Here is a 17,276-nt window from a genome sequence, read left to right as displayed (position 1 = left end):
GTTCATGTCAGCCCTCAGCTCAGCGCTCGCCTATAAGCGACTGCTCGAAACGAATGCCACTCTGCGCATGCTGCGGGCAGACCACCTCCCGGTCATGGCCGCGACCCTGGGTGCTCACCTGGGTAAGCCCGGTACCAGGGTGTCCACGGACGACCTGCACGAATCGATTGATTCGGACCTTGAAGAGCTGCGCGATCACTTCGACCTGTCCGCTCGCACGGCGAAGGCCTACTGTGACGACTGGCGCCGGGCGGAGATCCTTGTTCGTCGACCGGCCACCTCGGCGCGAGGGGAGACCTACGAGCTCTCGGCAGCCGGATTCGACGCCATCCGCATGCTCGAACAGCTGCGCACCCCGCCTCAGACCGCGACCGAATCACGCCTGGTCAGCCTCGCCCAGTCCGTGCGGCAGCTGGCCATCGACACCGATCCGGACAGCTCCCGGCGGTTGGCCTCCCTGCGTGCCGAACGTGATCGCATCGACGCGGAGATTGCCCGCGTTCGCCGGGGCGACCCGCGATCACTCGTCCTCGACCGACGCCGAGCCAACGAACGCGTCGGCGACATCCTCCAACAGGCGCAGGGTCTGCCCGCCGACTTCGCCCGTGTGCGTGCCCGCTTCGAAGACCTCAACCAAGAACTGCGGATTTCGATCCTCGCTGCCGAGGATTCACAGTCTCAAGTCCTCGACGAAGTCTTCCGCGGCGTCGACCTCATCGAATCCTCCGACGAAGGCCGGACGTTCTCTGCCTTCTCAGCACTCGTGCGTGATCCGGAGCAGTCAGCGACCTTCGACGAGGACATCGCGGCCATCCTCGACCGCGACTTCTCCGCGACCCTGACGCCTGAGACCCGCCGGTCCCTGCGCACCCTGATGCGGCAGATGAAGGACGGATCGCGCGAGGTCTCGGACATCCTCTCCGAATTCGCGCGCGGCCTGCGTCGCTACGTCCACTCCCATGAATTCCAACGCGACCGCGTCATGCGCACCCTCATCCAGGATGCTCTGGCAGCCGCGGCACCCGTCGCGCGGGTCCGCAGACCCTACGACGACCTCGGTGTGGAACTCGAACTCTCGAGTATCGCGCTGGGCAGCGTCGGCGAGGTCGTCCTCCACGATCCAGCCGAATTCGATGCGGGAGCCGAACTCGGTGAGGCCAGCGAGACCGAGGTCGATTTCGCGGAGCTCATCGCCGTCGCCCGTGAGTCCGAGATCGACTTCTCCGAACTGACCGAGAACGTCAACGACGCCATGGCCGGGACCGATCAGGTCTCCGTCGCCGAGGTGCTCGACCAGTTCCCCGCCACGCAGGGTCTGGCGAGCGTCGTCGGCCTCCTGTCCCTGGCCAGCACCTATGGCAAGGTGGATCCCGACTCCCGCGACCGCCTCGTCTGGTCCGGAATCGACGGGATCGGCCGCAGCGCCACGATCCGCCGTCACTACTTCACCGAAGGCATCACACTATGACCGACTCCGCCGACATGACCACCGCTCTCGACTCCGCGGACACCGGCTACAACGCCAGCGGGCTCTGGGCTGGTGACACCGGTTCGCTGGGGGAGCGCACTCGCCGTGTCATGCTCGAACTGCTCAAGGGCCCGTACGTTTCCGGCGGCCAGAGTCCTCAGCTGTGGGCGGCTCTCGTCGCCGACGAATCGATCGTGCGCTCACGCCTGCACGACCTCTTCCTCGACCTCGTCATCGACAAGGTCGACGAATTCGCGTTCACCCGCAAGGTCGTCACCGATGAGATCGACGTCCCCGCCGCCGTCCGCAGCGAACGCCTGACCTTCCTTGACACGGCGATGCTCCTCGTCCTCCGACAGCTGCTCCTGGCCGCCCCCGGTGAACGGCGCGTGATCATCGATCGCGAGGAGGTCTACGAACGACTCGCGATCTATCGCACCGGTGACGAATCGACCTTCCAGCGCAACCTCAACGGCGCGTGGAATCGGATGAGCAACCGTCTGCGTGTGCTCCACAGCGCAGGCGAGGACCGCTTTGAGATCTCCCCGATGGTCCGGTTCCTCATCGACGAAGACCAGGTGCGCGAGCTCATCGACGTCTACGAACGCATCGCCTCTGGGGAGGCGAAGGGCTCCATCGCCGAGGCTGAGCTCGGCACCGACAACACCGACGGCACCGACAACACCGACGATTCCGGCACCGACGATTCCGGCACCGACAACTCTAAGGAGGACGAGGCATGACCGAGGCGCTCTTCCCTCTCGATGCCGCGCTGATCGCGGATCAGGCTCGTGCCCGCGGTGCGAACCGTCCCGACGTCGGCAGTCAGTGGCGTCTCTCGGAGATTCAGATCGCGAACTGGGGCACCTTCGATGCCGACATCCACCGCATCCCGATCTCCCACAAAGGCCACCTCATCACCGGTCCCTCCGGTTCGGGCAAGTCCTCACTTCTCGACGGCATCGCCGCAGTCCTGACTCCGGACAAGTGGCTGCGATTCAACGTCGCCGCGCAGACTGCCGGCAGCCGAGTCGACCAACGCAGCCTCGTCAGCTACGTCCGTGGAGCGTGGACCCGGACGACGGATTCCGACGAGGACCGGGTCGTGAGCAAATACCTGCGCCCGCGTGCCACCTGGAGCGGCATCATCCTGCGCTACGACAACGGCACCGACCGCCCACTGTCGCTGGCCAGGCTCTTCTTCGTCAAAGGCTCGGGCACGAGGACCACCGACCTCAGCGACGTCTGTGTCCTCGAACGAGCTGGCCTCGACCTCGCCGACCTGCAGCAGTACGCGCTCACCGGGCTTGAGACACGCAAGCTCAAAGCTGACCATCCCGAGGCTCTGATCACCTCGAACGGTGCTCATGGCAAGTTCTACGCCCGGATGCGCAAAGTCTTCGGCATGGCCAGCGAATCGGCACTCCAGCTGCTGCACAAGACGCAGTCGGCCAAGAGCCTCGACAGCCTCGATCGACTCTTCCGTGATCACATGCTCGAACCACCGGTGACCTTCGATCTCGCCGAAACTGCCGTCAGCCAGTTCGGCGACCTCAAGGACGCCCACGACCACGTCGTCGAACTGCGGCGTCAGCGCGACCACCTCCTGCAGCTGCGTGAAGCGTCGAACCGGTACGACTCGGCGCACGAGTCCGCGGCGAAGGCCATCGCTCTCAACGATGCCCTGCTGCCCTTCCAGAAACGGCGTGAACTCGACCTTCTGCGCTCTGACGTGTCAACGCAGAGTCGTCAGCTGGTCGAACTCGAAGTCGCCGCCGACCGAGCGAAGAAGGACTTCGACGTAGCGGTCGACGAATACGATCTCGCTCGCCGGGCGACGCTGGAACTCGGCGGCTCGGAGGCCGAACACCTGCAGCAGCGCATCGGCACTGCGGAAACTGAACGTCGAGCGGTCGCGGACCGGTGGGCCAGCCTCGAACGACAGCTCGAGCAGGCAGGCGTGGAGCACGCCCCCGCCTCGGCGGCGGAATTCGCCGAACTCCAAGCCCAGATCGCGGCGACACTCGACGACGAGACCAAGGACTCCGGGCCCAGCCATGCCGATCACGATCGGTTCTCGAAAGCCCGCCAACACGTGCGGGAACTCGAAGCCGAGATCGATTCCCTGCGCCGCTCGGGATCGACGGTTCCGGGCAACCTTCTCCAGATCCGCAGCGAGCTGGCCGAAGGCATTGGGCTGAGTGAGAAGGCACTGCCATTCGCCGCCGAGCTCATCGAGGTCGACCCTGCGCATGCTGAGTGGACCGGGGCCATCGAACGCGTCCTGCGGCCGTTGGCGCTGACAGTCCTCGTGCGCAGCGAGAATCTCAGCACCGTGCGCTCCTGGGCCGACGCCCACCGGATCAAGGGCCGATTGGTCTTCGAGGAGATCCCCGCCCAGCCGGCGAAGCCGCGACCCGTCAACAGCGAGAAGTCGCTGGTCAACAAGGTCAACGTGGCCGAATCGGGCTTCGGAGACTGGGTGCGCTCTACCCTGTCCGAACGCTTTGACTTCGCCTGTGTCGAGGCCCCCGACGAACTCGACGACCATCCGCGGGCTGTCACGCTCAAGGGGCAGATCAAGACATCCCGAACTCGGTATGAGAAGGACGACAGGCGCCGCATCGACGATCGCAGCCAGTGGGTCCTCGGTAATCGGGAGAACAAACTCGAAGCCCTCATCGACGCTCTCAAAGTTGCGCAGTCGGAATTGGCCGAAGCCCAGTCGGTCGTCGAAACGGCGACCGCAGAATCCGCACGAGCCCACCGACGCAAGGGCATCCTCGCCGGCATACGCGAGCAGTCCTGGCGCGACGTCGATCGCGAAGGCGCGCAGGAGAAGATCGCGAACCTCGAGAAGTCGCTGCGCGAACTCGAGGATGCTGACGGTGACCTGCAGCAGGCGATCGGTGCTGAACGCGAAGCGCGTGCGGTGAAGGAGTCCGCCGAGGCGACCGCTCGTGAATCCGACTATGCGCTGCGCCGCGCGAACGAGGTGATCACCGCCTTGCGCGCCAGCGTCACCCGCCTCGAGGACGACGTAGCTGCAGGCCGCATCGCCGAGGTGGAGCCGGGCATCGCCGAACAGCTCGAGTCCCGGTTCCGCAAGGTCCAACGCAGCATCACACGCGAGTCCCTGCCGGAGATCGGTCAGCAGGTTTCGCAGGCACTGCAAGCTGAGAAGGATCGTGCCCAGTCGGCATCGAGCGAGTCGGGTCAGGCGGTGACCCGGTTGGCTGCGGAGTTCAAGGCTGCCTGGTCGTCGGTCGCTTCCGACCTCACAGCCGATGTCGCTGATCGGCGCGACTTCATCGCGATGCTTGACGAAATCCTGGCCCACGGTCTACCCGATCATGAGGATCGGTTCCGGGATCTGCTGCGGCAGCGTTCGCGCGATCTCATCGGCGAACTCCTCAACGAGATCCACGCGGCCCCACGGGAGATCGAGGACAGGGTCGCGCCGATCAACTCCTCGCTGCTGCGGTCCCAGTTCGACGAGGACCGCTACCTCCGGCTCAAGGTCAAGACCCGCCGGTCTGAGACCGTCAACGTCTTCATCGCCGATCTGCGAAAGGTCGCCGGCGGCAGCTGGGGCGAGGAGGACATGGAGACCGCGGAGGAGAAGTACGGCACCCTTGCCGAGGTGATGCGCAGGTTCTCCTCGAGCGAGCACGTCGACAAGGTGTGGAAGAACCAGTGCCTCGATACGAGGCTGCACGTGTCCTTCCTGGCTGAGGAGATCGACGATCATGGTCGGGCGCATGCGACCTATGATTCGGGTGCGGCGATGTCTGGTGGCCAGCAGCAGAAACTCGTGATCTTCTGTCTCGCGGCGGCTCTGCGCTATCAGCTGGCTGATCCGGACGAGGCGATATCGAAGTACGGCACGATCATCCTCGACGAGGCCTTCGATAAAGCCGACACCCGGTACACGCGGATGGCGCTCGACATCTTCATCGAGTTCGGCTTCCACATGGTCCTCGCGACTCCGCAGAAACTGCTGCAGACCATCGAACCCTATGTCGGCGCAGCCACCTCAATCGAGAATCCCAGCCGCCAGAAGACTGTCGCTGCGACGATGGTGTGGGAGACCGAAGACGGCGGCACGGCCGGCGCCGAGGCCGTCGAGACTGCCGCCTCCGGCAGCTCCGACGAGGAGGCCGACAGTGCCGCTGATCAGAAGGGCACCGGTGACGATGAGTGACCGGGCGGGGTTCCATGACTGACGTGGTGGAGTTGCGATGACTGCTCAGGCGAGTGCTCAGGCGAGATTGCGATGACGATGCTCACCGTCGCCGAGGCGCGAGCGAAGGCTCGTACCCGCCTGAAATCGTCGTTGGCTGCGTGGGCGACGGGTGTCGTGTTCACTGAGCCGATTACGACAGATCCGGGGGAGACCGAGCCCGGTCCCACCTCGGCAGCGGTCGAGATTGCGCTCCATCCGCCCACGGAGAAGCAGGTGCTCGCCGACCAGGAGGCGGCCGCGGACTGGGCCTCCAGTTGGCGCACCATCGCGCCGCCTGCCGTCGGATACGGCCCTGCAGCCGCAGCTGACCGGCAAACGCTCAACTGCCCAGCCATCGATTGGGCCGAACGTTCGTGGGCGCGAGTCGGGAAGCAGCAGATTCCGTTGCGCCTGAGGTTGCACACGCCGGAGGTCGTGGCGAACTTCGTCGGCGGTGATGAGGCCCGGCAGTGGCGTCAACTGCGCAGACGATCCGAGACGCTGAGGTCACGGTTCGGCGATAGGGACACGGTCGCCTCGGCGATCAGGGCTCATGCCAAACGAATCCAGGGACTCAGCGAGGACGAGTTCGAGACCCTCGTCGACGTCACCGAATGGCTGCGGGAGCACCCTGTGGGATCAATGCGACCGCGACAGCTGCCGATCCGCGGTGTCGATTCGAAATGGTTCGAGACGTACCGGTCGCTGGTCACAGCGCTGCTGGCAGCAGTAGGTCACCCTGAAGCGGTCGACATACTCGGCACCGAACGCCGCGCGAGGATTCGCATCCTCGACCCGGAACTCCTGCCGGCAGGGTGGGGCGCCGGCAGTCTAAGGGACATCACTGCGCCGGTGAGCCAGGTGAGCGATCTGGCGATCAGACCGGACTTTGTATTCGTCTTCGAGAATCTCGAATCGGTCCTCGCGATGCCGACGTGGGCCAGTGCCGTCGCCGTGCACGGATCGGGGTACTCGGTCGACATTGTGGCCCGTCTCAGGTGGATCCATGATGCGCGGGTGGTCTACTGGGGTGACCTCGACTCGCACGGCTTCGCGATTCTGGCCCGTCTGCGGGCGCACCTGCCAAGTGTCGAATCAGTGCTTATGGATGAGGCGACCCTGGTCGGCCACGAAGACCTGTGGGTCACTGAGCCGAAGCCTCATACCGGGACATTCGCCCACTTGACCGGTGCCGAGGAACGGGCGTTGGCGAGGATCCGGGCTGAAGGCAACGTTCGACTCGAGCAGGAGCGCATCCCCTGGACAACGGCGCTGGCCGCACTGAGCGATTCGGTACGAAAGGCAACGACAGCCTCGGCGGGGGAGCCGACGAATCCCGACAGTTGGCACGGGTGACCGACCGTCCGCGCGGGGGACTGGCTGCTATGTGCATCGCCGAGCTGGCCAGCTGGGGTCTGCTCTACTATTCGCTGCCGGTAGCGGTGACGCCGATCTCGGCGGATATGGGGTGGAGCCACACCACGGTGACTGCGGCGCTGTCCGTCGGTCTCATCGTCTCCGCGCTCGCCGGAGTCCGGGTCGGGAAGCTGCTCGACGCGCACGGGCCCAGAATGCTCATGAGCATCGGCACTCTCATCGGCATCGCGGCGCTGCTGCTCGTGGCGGCAGCACCGAACCTCGTCGTCTTCTTCCTCGCGTGGGTGCTGGCCGGATTCGCCCAGGCCGCCACTCTCTATCCACCGGCCTTCGCCGTCGTCACCCGCTGGTACGGGGCCGAGCGAACCAAACCGCTGACGACCATCACCTTGGTCGGCGGCCTCGCCTCGACGGTGTTCGCCCCGATCATCGCCTGGCTCATCGACACGTGGGGCTGGCGACCGACCTATGTCATCCTGGCCGGCATCCTGGCTGCGACGGCGCTGCCCATGCACTGGTTCTTCCTCAACCGCGGGTGGACCGATGAGATGTCGCAGAACTCGGCGGTCCCTTCGCGTGCCGAGCTCCGTAGCATCACCCGGTCGCCGAAGTTCATCATCCTCCAGATTGCCGTCGCGCTGGCGACGTTCACCCTCTTTGCGGTCACGATCAACATCATTCCGCTCATCATCGAGCGTGGAGCCGAGTACTCGCTCGCTGCGATCGCCCTGGGTCTCGTCGGCTTCGGGCAGGTTGCAGGTCGATTCTTCTATCCGGCCCTTGAACGGGGCACGAGTTCGCGGACTCGGACCGTGCTGCTGCTCGGAGCCGGTGCGATCGGGCTGTGGCTGCTTGCCTTCGTATCGGGTCCGATCTGGCTGCTCATCGGCATCGCGATGATCACCGGCGGTGTCCGCGGGTGCATCACGCTGCTGCAGGCGACGGCCGTGGCAGACCGCTGGGGAACGGCGAACTTCGGTGCGATCAACGGAGTATTCGTCGCTCCCATCACCGCTGGCACTGCTTTGGCCCCGGTTGCCGGCCCGGCGCTGGCCGGAATCGTCGGCGGCTACCCGATGATGGCGATCGTCATGGCCGTCCTGCTCTCCGGGGCGACGGTGCTGTCGGCGAAGACGTGAGGTGTGATGCGACATGAGAGACATCCGTTCTGCATTTCCCGAGGCGCTGCGGTGTCGCCGTTTTCACACCGCCGGACGGTCGAGCCCGGGTCTAGACTGAAAACGTGGCACATACCTGTGCCCTGCATTCTCCTCGTGTTTCAACGGAAGGAATTCTATGCCCACCGTCGCCAGAAACATCGTCGATACGCTCGTGGCGAGCGGAGTCAAGCGGGTCTACGGGATCCCGGGAGATTCGCTCAACGGCTTCACCGACGCACTGCGCGTCAATCCTCAGCTCGAATGGGTCCATGTCCGCCACGAAGAGGCGGCATCCTTCGCCGCCAGCGGTGAGGCCGCACTGACCGGTGAGCTCGCCGTCTGCGCAGGCAGCTGCGGACCCGGAAACCTCCACCTCATCAACGGACTCTACGACGCCCAGCGCTCCCGGGTGCCGGTGCTCGCGATCGCCGCTCACATCCCCAGCGATGAGATCGGCTCGAACTACTTCCAGGAGACCCACCCGACGGAGCTGTTCCGCGAATGCAGCGTCTACGTCGAACACGTCGCCACCAAGGAGCAGATGCCGCGCCTGCTGCGCATCGCCATGCGCGAGGCCGTCGAGAAGCGCGGCGTCGCTGTTCTCGTCATCCCCGGTGACGTCGGTTTGGCTGAGATCGATGCCGCCGCCGAGGTGGTCCGGTCCTATGCGCCGCGCGTGATCCCCGCCGAATCCCAGGTCGAAGCCGCCGCGAAGGCGCTCAACCAGAGTAAGAAGGTCACGATCCTCGCGGGCGCCGGCACCGAGGGAGCTCACGACGAGCTCATCGCCATCGCCGATAAGCTTCAGGCCCCGATCGTGCATTCGCTGCGCGGCAAGGAATTCATCGAGTACGACAATCCGTACGACGTGGGCATGACCGGTCTGCTCGGATTCTCCTCGGGCTATCACGCGCTCAAGGGCTGTGACACTCTGCTCATGCTCGGCACCGACCTGCCCTACCAGCAGTTCTACCCTGAGGATGCAACGGTCATCCAGGCCGATGTCCGCGGTTCTCAGATCGGTCGTCGCACGAAGGTCGACATCGGGCTCGTGGGCACGGTGGCGGACACTGTCGATGCACTGCTGCCTCTGATCAAGCCAGGCCGCAGCAGCGCCCACTTGAAGACGATGACCAAGCATTATGCGAAGACTCGCAAGGATCTCGATGAGCTTGCAACCCCGTCGAAGCGGACGATCCACCCGCAGTACCTGACCCGACTCCTCGACGAGATGGCCGATGACGACGCTGTGTTCATCCCGGATGTCGGCTCACCGGTCGTGTGGGCCGCGAGGTATCTGACCATGAACGGCAAGCGCCGACTCATCGGTTCCTTCAGTCACGGGTCGATGGCCAACGCTCTTTCGCAGAGCGTCGGTGTGCAGGCCTCTCACCCGGATCGGCAGGTCATCGCCATGGCCGGCGACGGTGGACTGGCCATGATGCTGGGCGAACTCATCACCCTGAAGCAGAACAAGCTGCCGGCAAAGGCCGTCGTCTACAACAACTCCTCGCTGAACTTCGTGGAGCTGGAGATGAAGGCAGCTGGCTTCGTCACCTTCGGAACTGACCTGGTGAACCCCGACTTCTCCACCATCGCCGAGGCGGTGGGGATCAAGGGATTCCGCGTCGAGAAGTCGAGGGACCTGCCGAAGGTCGTGCGTGAGTTCCTCGCCCACGACGGACCTGCAGTCCTCGATGTCGTCACCGAGCGCCAGGAGCTGTCGATGCCGCCGACGATCACTGCAGAGCAGGCCAAGGGCTTCGCCCTCTACGCAGTTCGCACGGTTCTTTCCGGCAAGGGCGATGAACTCGTCGACTTGGCACGCACGAACATCCGCCAGCTGTTCTGAGGTTGAGCGACTGCCTCAAAGCATCGGCCGCCGTCCGACGGGTTTCTGCTCGTCGGACGGCGGCTGCTTTTCGCTTATGAAATGGGGTAGTCCGCCAGTGCCTGCGCGGTGACCAGCGCCGCAGTCATCGCTTCGTGCCCTTTGTCCTCCTGCGAGCCCTCGAGCCCAGCGCGGTCGAGTCCCTGCTGCTCGTTGTCGCAGGTCAGCACGCCGAAGCCGACAGGTTTGCGGGTATCGATTGCGACTCGGTTCAGACCGTCGGTGGCGGCCTGGCACACGTAGTCGAAGTGCGGGGTGCCACCGCGGACGACGACGCCGAGCGCCACGACCGCGTCGAAGTGCGGTGCCAATCGAGCGGCGGCCACGGGGAGCTCGAAGCTGCCCGGGACGCGCATCAGGGTGGCGTCTGCTTCTGCTTCATCTGCGGCTCGCTGGGCTCCGGCGACTAGCCCGTCCATGATCTGGGTGTGCCAGGATGCGGCGATGATGGCGACTCGGGTTCCGGCCGCGGAAACGCTGAGATCGGGTGCTCCGACATGTGCCATGAGTATGTCCTCTCGTAGTGATGCTGCGTCAGCTATGGGTGCTGCGTCAGTGGGTGTTCTGTGCTGCCAGGCAGTCCGTCGCCGGGCAACCCGCTGCTGGTCAGATGTGTTGCGCGACGGGGCGACAATTTCAAGACCGTCCGATATCAGGCAGCGCCGTGCGCGTCCTCCGGTATCGAATCAGGGGCATCGTGGCCGCCGACGAATTCGGCCGCTCGGCCTTCGTTCGCAGCAGCGCCGGTGACCGAGGGCAACGTGAGCGTGTGGTGCATGCGTTCGCGCTTGGTGTTGAGGTAGTTCGTGTTCTCCGGACGTGCCGGGATCTCGAGTGGGATGACGGCCTCGATCGTGATTCCCAGAGCTTCGAGCGCGTGAACCTTCTCCGGGTTGTTCGTCATCAGCCGGATCTGAGTCATCCCGACCGATGTCAGGATCTCTGCGGCCGCGCGGTAGTCGCGGTCATCGTCGTGGAAGCCGAGCTGGAGGTTCGCGTCGACGGTGTCGAGTCCCAGATCCTGCAATGCGTAGGCGCGCAGTTTGTTGCTCAGGCCGATGCCCCGGCCTTCATGCCCGGTCAGGTAGATGACTGCTCCGCCCTCGTCGGAAATCCGCTTCAGCGCCAGCTCCAGCTGTTCGCCGCAGTCGCACCGATGTGAGCCAAAGACGTCCCCGGTCAGGCACTCGGAATGCACTCGAACCAGCGGAGCCGGTGTGTGACTCGAGCCCTCGCCACCACCCACCTCGGAGAACACGCCGAGGTGGTCGTGGCCGTCGATCGTGAATGCACGGGAAGTGAAGCTCCCGTACTTCGTCGGCAGCGGCACTTCGGCCGATGCCTGTGCGGCGGCATCCGCCGACGCTTCGATCGGAGTGGACCGAGCTTCCTCGTTATCTGTCAGCCGAGTACTCGGCTCCGTACGGCTGCCACGATCGATCTCATTGAGGTAGTCGATGAGCTGCTCGATTGAGACCATGACGAGCTCATGCGCATCGGAGAAGTCGCGGAGGGAATCGAAGCGCATCATCGAACCATCGTCATGGACCACTTCGCCGATCATCGCGACCGGCTGGGCACCGGCGAGTCGGGCGAATTCGACGCCCGCCTCGGTGTGCCCGGGACGTTCACGGACTCCACCGGACTTCGCGATGAGCGGGAAGACGTGTCCCGGGCGCGTGATCGATGCAGGATCTGGAACAGAGGCGGCCAGGACGCGACCGGTTAGCGCACGTTCGGCGGCGCTGATGCCTGTGGTCACGCCGACAGCGTCGCAGCTGATCGTGTAGGCGGTGCCCTTGGGGTCCTCGTTCGCCGAGACCATGGGTGGGAGCTTGAGCGCCTCGGCGCGGTCAGCCTCCATCGGAGCGCAGATGACTCCGGACGTGTAGCGGACGAAGACACCCATGGTGTCCGCGCCGGCGAACTCTGCGGCCATGATGAGGTCGCCCTCGTTCTCCCGGTCCTCGTCATCGACGACGACGATAGGCTGACCCGCAGCGAAGGCTGCGACCGCCTCGTCGATCGTGTCGAGCCGAGCAGTCGTCGGTGTGGTTTCAGGCATTGTCGGCTCCTTGTCGGGGGCTGTTGTCAGCAGATGAGTTGAAGATGACCGCCGGCTCGGGGCTGGCGTCGGAGTTTCGGAAGGAGAGCAGTCGGGCCGTGTACTTCGCGAGCACATCGACCTCGACGTTCACCGGGTCGCCGGGGGAGATGTCGCCGAACGTCGTGTGAGTCAATGTGGCTGGGATGAGCCCGACCTCGACCCAGGCGCTGGGTTCGTCGGGCTCGGATACGGCGGTCAGAGTCAGGGACACTCCGTTGAGGGCGATGGAGCCCTTGACCGCGGTGTAGGGTGCGAGGCGGTTGGGGATGCCGATCCGCAACGTTGACCATTCGTCGTGGTCGTCCCTGGTCAGCAGTTCGCCGCAGCCGTCGACATGTCCTTGGACGACGTGTCCGTCGAGGCGGCCGCCGGCGGGTGTGCAGCGCTCCAGGTTGACTCGATCGCCGGTACGCAGGGCCCCGAGGCCGGTCAGCCGGAGGGTCTCGCCCATGACTTCGGCAGTGAAGAGTCCACGACCGCCTGTGGTCCCAACCTCGGGCGCAGAGGCCCCGGAGGCAAGGGTCCCGACGGCGGCGGGAGCGCCGACCGTGCCGGCAGATCCTGCTGTCTCCCGGATCGAGGTCAGGCAGATGCCGTTGACGGCTAGTGAACCGCCGAGTCCGAGGTCCGCGACGAGGTCCTTCGCGTCGATGGTGATGACGGCTGAGTCATCCTTACGCTCGATGGACTCGACGGTGCCGAGCTCTTCGATGATTCCGGTGAACATGTGCCCTCCGCTGGTGCTGGTGCTGGTTCTGGTGCTGATGGTGGCTCTGGTGTCGTGGCTGATGGAGTGATGTGAGCGATGAGTCCGCAGTCGGCCGTTCCGGCGCTCATCCCGGCCCCGCCTCGGTGACGAAATGCAGCAGCACATCGGGTCCCAGTTGGGAGACGGCAGGCTCGCCGGTCTCGTCGGGGACCAGCGAAATCGCCTCGCTCAGGGTTGACATGCCCAGACCCTCCACACTCGAGCGGCCGGGGCCGATGAGCATCGGGGCCTGATAGCAGAAGACCTCATCGACGAGGTCGGCCGCGAAGACGGCGCCGAGCACGCTCGGTCCGCCTTCGACGAGAACGTGGCGCACTCCGCGAGCGTAGAGCTCGGACAGTGCTGCGCCGACGTCATGGGTACGCAGGTGCATGGTGTCGGGATTGAGCGCGAGGAACGACTCCGGTGGCAGAGATGTCATGCCGAGGACGACCGGTACCGGCTGTGTCTCGAGGGGTTCGCCGTCGGGGCCTCGGGCGTTGAGCCGAGGGTCGTCGGCCAGAGCGGTGCCGGTGCCGACGAGAATCGCGTCGACGCGTGATCGCACCAAGTGGGCATGCTCGCGTGAGGCCGCCGAGGTGATCCATTGGCTGGTCCCGTCCGCAGCGGCGACCTTGCCGTCGAGGCTCTGCGCAAACTTTGCGGTCACGAACGGACGGCCAGCGTCGACGGCGGCGCGCCACCGAGCGTTGAGGGCCAGGGACTCACCGCGGCCCAGTCCCGAGCGGACCCGAACCCCCGCCTCGGCGAGGATATATTCGCCGCCCGAGGCGACGCCGTTGGAATCCGAGAGTGCGAACACGACATCGGGGATGCCTGCGTCGATGATCGCCTGAGTGCACGGACCGGTCCGGCCGCGGTGGGCGCAGGGTTCCAAGGTCACGAGCAGGGTGGAGGTGGCGAGGTCGACGTTGCGGTCGATGGCCGTGGTGATGGCATCCACCTCGGCGTGGGGGCTGCCGGCTCCGGCATGATGGCCGACGACGATCTGACCATCGTGAGTCAGGATTGCGGCACCCACCAGCGGATTTGCTCCGCGGTAACCTTCGCGTGCAGCGTTCAGCGTAGCTGACATCGCGGTGGATTCGAGCTCTGTGAAACCCGCGTCCATGAAAAACCTCCCGAGCAGATGCCGGGAGGGAGGATATTGCGGGTGCAACTATCAGGGCGGGCGAACGCCGATGCCAGTGCAGTGAATGCACTGAATCACGGCGACCGTGGCCGCCATGTTCCTCCCATCCAGACTCTTACTGTCGGTCTCGGAATTTCACCGAGTCAACCACCTGCACGAATGCAGTCGGCTCGCGGACTATCACCGCCGGTACGGATTTTCACCGTCCCCGGAACACGTTGACCACAGATTAGCACGCCCTTCGCCGAGGCGACCATGACGTCCGTCACATGAGAAACGCAGGTGCCTTGCCGCACAACGCATCCGATTCGAGAGCGCTTGCGTACTTATATAATCAAGGTATATAACTTAGTTATGGATGATGTTGATTCGGCCGAGATCGTGTCGGGGCTCGTTGTGGTCTCCTCGCGCCTGGCCAGAGCCTTTCGGCGTGTGATCGGCAACGAGAGTCAGCTGGTCACGCTGCGTGCGCTCGCTGTCGTCGAGCAGTATCAGCCTGTTCGCGTGGGGCATTTCGCGCAGGGCTACCTGTGCTCGCAGCCGGCAGCGACCAAACTGCTCGCTCGGCTTGAGGGTGAGGGACTGGTCGTTCGTGAGGCCAGCGCGACCGACAGGCGTGCATCCCAGTTCTCGCTGACCGATGCGGGGCGGGCGAAGCTCGCTGAGAACCGCGGGATCATGATCGGCCAGATGGAGCCGTACTTCGAGTCGCTGTCGGCCGATGAGCGGGTCAGTGTCCACCGGGCGCTCGGTCTGGTCGCCCAATATCTGCAGGAGCAGCATCCGGTGGATGTCGACGAGGCCCCTGAAGACGAGAGCCCCACCAACTGACGCTGCCGCGGCACGTTTTGTCGCCGGCCGGAGCGCTCTGACCGACGACGCCACATGAACACAGCAATGACGAAATTTCGACGAAAGGGTGCGAAGGCACAGCAATGAGCACGACACCAGATAATGAAACACAGCCTCCAGAGGGAGGCAACGCGGAAGCATCTATTCTGCGTCAACCACGAGCAGTCTGGGCAGTGGCATTCGCCGCGGTCATCGCATTCATGGGCATCGGTTTGGTTGACCCGATTCTGCCTGCGATCTCCGCGGATCTCCACGCGTCGCCGGCGCAGTCGATGCTGCTATTCACCAGCTACCTGTTCATCACAGGCGGCATGATGTTCTTCACCAGCTTCGTGTCCTCGCGCATCGGTGCGAAGACCACCCTGCTCATCGGGCTCATCCTCATCGTTGCGTTCTCCGCCATGGCCGGCCTCTCCGGCAGCGTCGATCAGATCATCGGCTTCCGTGCTGGGTGGGGTCTGGGCAATGCGCTGTTCATCTCCACGGCTCTGTCGACGATCGTCGGTGCCGCTTCGGGCGGTGCTGAGAAGGCGATCATCCTCTATGAGGCGGCTCTGGGCGTCGGTATCGCGACCGGCCCACTGCTGGGCGGTCTGCTCGGCGGCATCTCATGGCGTGGGCCCTTCTTCGGCACCGCTGTCCTCATGGCCATCGGATTCATCGCCATCGTGATCCTTCTGCCCGGAAAGAACTCCGGCAGCGGTGTGCACACCTCGCCCGAGCCGATCAAGCTCAGCGCGACTTTCCGTGCGCTGGCTCGTCCCGGTGTTGCTGTCCTGGGCGTCTCCGCTCTGCTGTACAATTTCGGCTTCTTCATTCTGCTGGCCTACAGCCCGTTCCCCGTCGAGGCGGCTGCTGAGAAGATGGGCATCGAGAACTTCGGCGCCATGGGTCTCGGCTATGTGTTCTTCGGCTGGGGCATGTGCGTAGCGATCACCTCGGTGTTCGGCGCGCCGCTCCTGACCAAGCGCCTGGGTCGGCGCCGCAGCCTGGTCATCACCTTGATCGCACTGGCAGTTCTGCTGTTCGTGATGGCGTTCCTCGTCGAGTCGTTCGTGGGAATCATCGTCTGCGTCATTGCGGCCGGACTGATCTTGGGTGTACTCAACACCGTCTTCACCGAGTCGGCGATGGAAGTCAGTGACCTGCCTCGTCCCGTTGCCTCGGGAACGTATTCAGGCGTGCGCTTCATCGGCGGCGCCGTGGCTCCGATCGTCGCCGGTTCGGTCTCCGAATCGATCAGTGCCGGTGCACCGTACTTCTTCGGTGCAGGTGTGGTGCTCCTGGCGGTCGTCGTCATCGCCCTTGGGTGGAAGGCTCTGCGCCGGGTCGACGGTCACATCGACGAAGCGCCCGTCGACGAGGCGTACGCCCTGACCGGGGGCGACGCCTGACCTGAACGAGGGTTGGAGTACCTCATCTGAGGCGAGCTCTGTTTGGCGCCCGAGAAGTCGAACTTCTCGGGCGTCGTTCATGTCCTGGGGGTGAGAGTTGAGCAAGGGGAGGGGTCAGGGTTGAGCAAGGGGAGGGGGCTCGTCGGTGGAGATTGTGGCGCATACCACGTATTCATCCGACGTTCCAGATCTGGAACGTGATGGATGAGGGATTCACAGGGATTGTGTAGCACAATTGGTATTGCACTTCGGTGCGAAGACGAATATTCTCCCTAACACGAAGGTCACCATGTCCTACGACGTGAACAACGCTTATCCCGCAGGCCCCGGTGCCAATGGTCCAGCTACCCCTGGCTACGGTGCTCAGATCCGTGGAGCAGCCAGCCCTGAGGATCTCTCGCTTCCTCTCTACGGTGCGTCTTTCGGCCAGGCCGTCAAGCGCTACTTCAAGAAGTACGCTACGTTCTCGGGCCGCGCATCGCGCAGCGAGTACTGGTGGGTGGCGCTGTTCGGCTTCCTGATCCAGCTCATTCCACTTGTGCTGATCATCGTCGGCGTGGCGATGTCGGCAGGTTCCGCGGCCGCAGCCGATCCCTATGATCCAGCTGCAATGCAGGCTGCGAGTTCAGGCGCAGGTTCGATCGTAGGACTGATCGGCACCGTTCTCATGGGCCTCCTCGGGCTCGCCATGATTGTGCCGACACTGGCACTCACGTGGCGTCGTCTGCACGACGGGAATTTCGCCGGACCGTTCTTCTTCCTCACCTTCATCCCGACGGTCGGTTCGATCATCCTGCTTGTTCTGACGCTCCTGCCCTCGAAGCCTGAGGGCCAGCGCTTCGACGTCTGAGTTCGACGCGTATCGCTCTGGAGCTGCCGCCTGCTGATCATCAGCAGGCGG

At 64.5% G+C, this 17,276-nt stretch carries 13 protein-coding genes and 1 riboswitch; of the genes, 9 read left to right on the top strand and 4 right to left on the bottom strand.

Annotated features, from left to right (window positions below):
- Positions 1 to 4: 4 nt before the first annotated feature.
- The 6 genes from MPN20_RS07105 (at position 5) to poxB (ending at position 10,082) form a co-directional block, all read left to right on the top strand.
- Positions 5 to 1,468: a DUF3375 domain-containing protein gene (locus MPN20_RS07105; protein WP_242780804.1), complete on the top strand. Its 1,464-nt coding sequence runs from the start codon at positions 5 to 7 to the stop codon at positions 1,466 to 1,468.
- The gene (locus tag MPN20_RS07100; protein WP_242780803.1) at positions 1,465 to 2,211 is read left to right on the top strand and encodes a DUF4194 domain-containing protein; all 747 of its coding nucleotides are present in this window, start codon (positions 1,465 to 1,467) and stop codon (positions 2,209 to 2,211) included. Before MPN20_RS07105 ends, MPN20_RS07100 begins: the two co-directional genes overlap by 4 nt.
- Positions 2,208 to 5,672, top strand: coding sequence for an ATP-binding protein (locus MPN20_RS07095; RefSeq protein ID WP_242780802.1), 3,465 nt, complete (start codon positions 2,208 to 2,210; stop codon positions 5,670 to 5,672). The genes MPN20_RS07100 and MPN20_RS07095 overlap by 4 nt, the downstream gene beginning before the upstream one ends.
- Positions 5,673 to 5,744: 72 nt before the next feature.
- Positions 5,745 to 7,049, top strand: coding sequence for a Wadjet anti-phage system protein JetD domain-containing protein (locus MPN20_RS07090; protein ID WP_242780801.1), 1,305 nt, complete (start codon positions 5,745 to 5,747; stop codon positions 7,047 to 7,049).
- Entirely contained in the window at positions 7,046 to 8,209 is a 1,164-nt protein-coding gene (locus tag MPN20_RS07085) for an MFS transporter (RefSeq protein ID WP_242780800.1), read from the top strand. The genes MPN20_RS07090 and MPN20_RS07085 overlap by 4 nt, the downstream gene beginning before the upstream one ends.
- Before the next feature lie 157 nt (positions 8,210 to 8,366).
- Entirely contained in the window at positions 8,367 to 10,082 is a 1,716-nt protein-coding gene (poxB, locus tag MPN20_RS07080) for a ubiquinone-dependent pyruvate dehydrogenase (protein ID WP_242780799.1), read from the top strand.
- A gap of 74 nt (positions 10,083 to 10,156) precedes the next feature.
- Here the strand turns inward: poxB and ribH are convergent, their stop codons facing one another.
- The 4 genes from ribH to ribD form a co-directional block, all read right to left on the bottom strand.
- On the bottom strand, positions 10,157 to 10,627 hold the full coding sequence (ribH, locus tag MPN20_RS07075; protein WP_242780798.1) for a 6,7-dimethyl-8-ribityllumazine synthase: 471 nt from the start codon (positions 10,625 to 10,627) through the stop codon (positions 10,157 to 10,159).
- A 146-nt stretch (positions 10,628 to 10,773) separates the two neighbouring features.
- Positions 10,774 to 12,186, bottom strand: a complete 1,413-nt coding sequence (ribA, locus tag MPN20_RS07070) for a GTP cyclohydrolase II (RefSeq protein ID WP_242780797.1) — start codon at positions 12,184 to 12,186, stop codon at positions 10,774 to 10,776.
- Positions 12,179 to 12,955, bottom strand: a complete 777-nt coding sequence (locus tag MPN20_RS07065) for a riboflavin synthase (RefSeq protein ID WP_242780796.1) — start codon at positions 12,953 to 12,955, stop codon at positions 12,179 to 12,181. Before MPN20_RS07065 ends, ribA begins: the two co-directional genes overlap by 8 nt.
- Positions 12,956 to 13,061: 106 nt before the next feature.
- Positions 13,062 to 14,108 carry a bifunctional diaminohydroxyphosphoribosylaminopyrimidine deaminase/5-amino-6-(5-phosphoribosylamino)uracil reductase RibD gene (gene ribD, locus MPN20_RS07060; RefSeq protein WP_242780795.1) on the bottom strand — a complete coding sequence of 349 codons (1,047 nt, stop codon included), beginning with the start codon at positions 14,106 to 14,108 and terminating at the stop codon, positions 13,062 to 13,064.
- A gap of 112 nt (positions 14,109 to 14,220) precedes the next feature.
- Positions 14,221 to 14,349, bottom strand: a riboswitch (FMN riboswitch).
- Positions 14,350 to 14,483: 134 nt separating this feature from the next.
- Between ribD and MPN20_RS07055 the strand changes: the two genes are divergently transcribed.
- The 3 genes from MPN20_RS07055 (at position 14,484) to MPN20_RS07045 (ending at position 17,225) form a co-directional block, all read left to right on the top strand.
- Positions 14,484 to 14,960 carry a MarR family transcriptional regulator gene (locus MPN20_RS07055; protein ID WP_242780794.1) on the top strand — a complete coding sequence of 159 codons (477 nt, stop codon included), beginning with the start codon at positions 14,484 to 14,486 and terminating at the stop codon, positions 14,958 to 14,960.
- A 104-nt stretch (positions 14,961 to 15,064) separates the two neighbouring features.
- Complete coding sequence (locus MPN20_RS07050) at positions 15,065 to 16,375, top strand: MFS transporter (RefSeq protein ID WP_242780793.1); 1,311 nt, start codon at positions 15,065 to 15,067, stop codon at positions 16,373 to 16,375.
- Between the two features lie 289 nt (positions 16,376 to 16,664).
- Positions 16,665 to 17,225, top strand: coding sequence for a DUF805 domain-containing protein (locus tag MPN20_RS07045; RefSeq protein ID WP_242780792.1), 561 nt, complete (start codon positions 16,665 to 16,667; stop codon positions 17,223 to 17,225).
- The last annotated feature ends 51 nt before the right edge of the window (positions 17,226 to 17,276 follow it).

It is taken from the genome of Brevibacterium sp. ZH18, assembly GCF_022748595.1.
Lineage (GTDB): Bacteria > Actinomycetota > Actinomycetes > Actinomycetales > Brevibacteriaceae > Brevibacterium.
This window is presented reverse-complemented; position numbering and strand designations above follow the sequence as displayed.

What these genes read in the sequence shown, in the direction of transcription:
- ribH (WP_242780798.1), bottom strand. Translation starts at nt 10,627, where the DNA reads ATGGCACATGTCGGAGCACCCGATCTCAGCGTTTCCGCGGCCGGAACC.
- MPN20_RS07105 (WP_242780804.1), top strand. Translation starts at nt 5, where the DNA reads ATGTCAGCCCTCAGCTCAGCGCTCGCCTATAAGCGACTGCTCGAAACG.
- MPN20_RS07045 (WP_242780792.1), top strand. Translation starts at nt 16,665, where the DNA reads ATGTCCTACGACGTGAACAACGCTTATCCCGCAGGCCCCGGTGCCAAT.
- ribA (WP_242780797.1), bottom strand. Translation starts at nt 12,186, where the DNA reads ATGCCTGAAACCACACCGACGACTGCTCGGCTCGACACGATCGACGAG.
- MPN20_RS07100 (WP_242780803.1), top strand. Translation starts at nt 1,465, where the DNA reads ATGACCGACTCCGCCGACATGACCACCGCTCTCGACTCCGCGGACACC.
- MPN20_RS07055 (WP_242780794.1), top strand. Translation starts at nt 14,484, where the DNA reads ATGGATGATGTTGATTCGGCCGAGATCGTGTCGGGGCTCGTTGTGGTC.
- ribD (WP_242780795.1), bottom strand. Translation starts at nt 14,108, where the DNA reads ATGGACGCGGGTTTCACAGAGCTCGAATCCACCGCGATGTCAGCTACG.
- poxB (WP_242780799.1), top strand. Translation starts at nt 8,367, where the DNA reads ATGCCCACCGTCGCCAGAAACATCGTCGATACGCTCGTGGCGAGCGGA.
- MPN20_RS07095 (WP_242780802.1), top strand. Translation starts at nt 2,208, where the DNA reads ATGACCGAGGCGCTCTTCCCTCTCGATGCCGCGCTGATCGCGGATCAG.
- MPN20_RS07065 (WP_242780796.1), bottom strand. Translation starts at nt 12,955, where the DNA reads ATGTTCACCGGAATCATCGAAGAGCTCGGCACCGTCGAGTCCATCGAG.
- MPN20_RS07090 (WP_242780801.1), top strand. Translation starts at nt 5,745, where the DNA reads ATGACGATGCTCACCGTCGCCGAGGCGCGAGCGAAGGCTCGTACCCGC.
- MPN20_RS07050 (WP_242780793.1), top strand. Translation starts at nt 15,065, where the DNA reads ATGAGCACGACACCAGATAATGAAACACAGCCTCCAGAGGGAGGCAAC.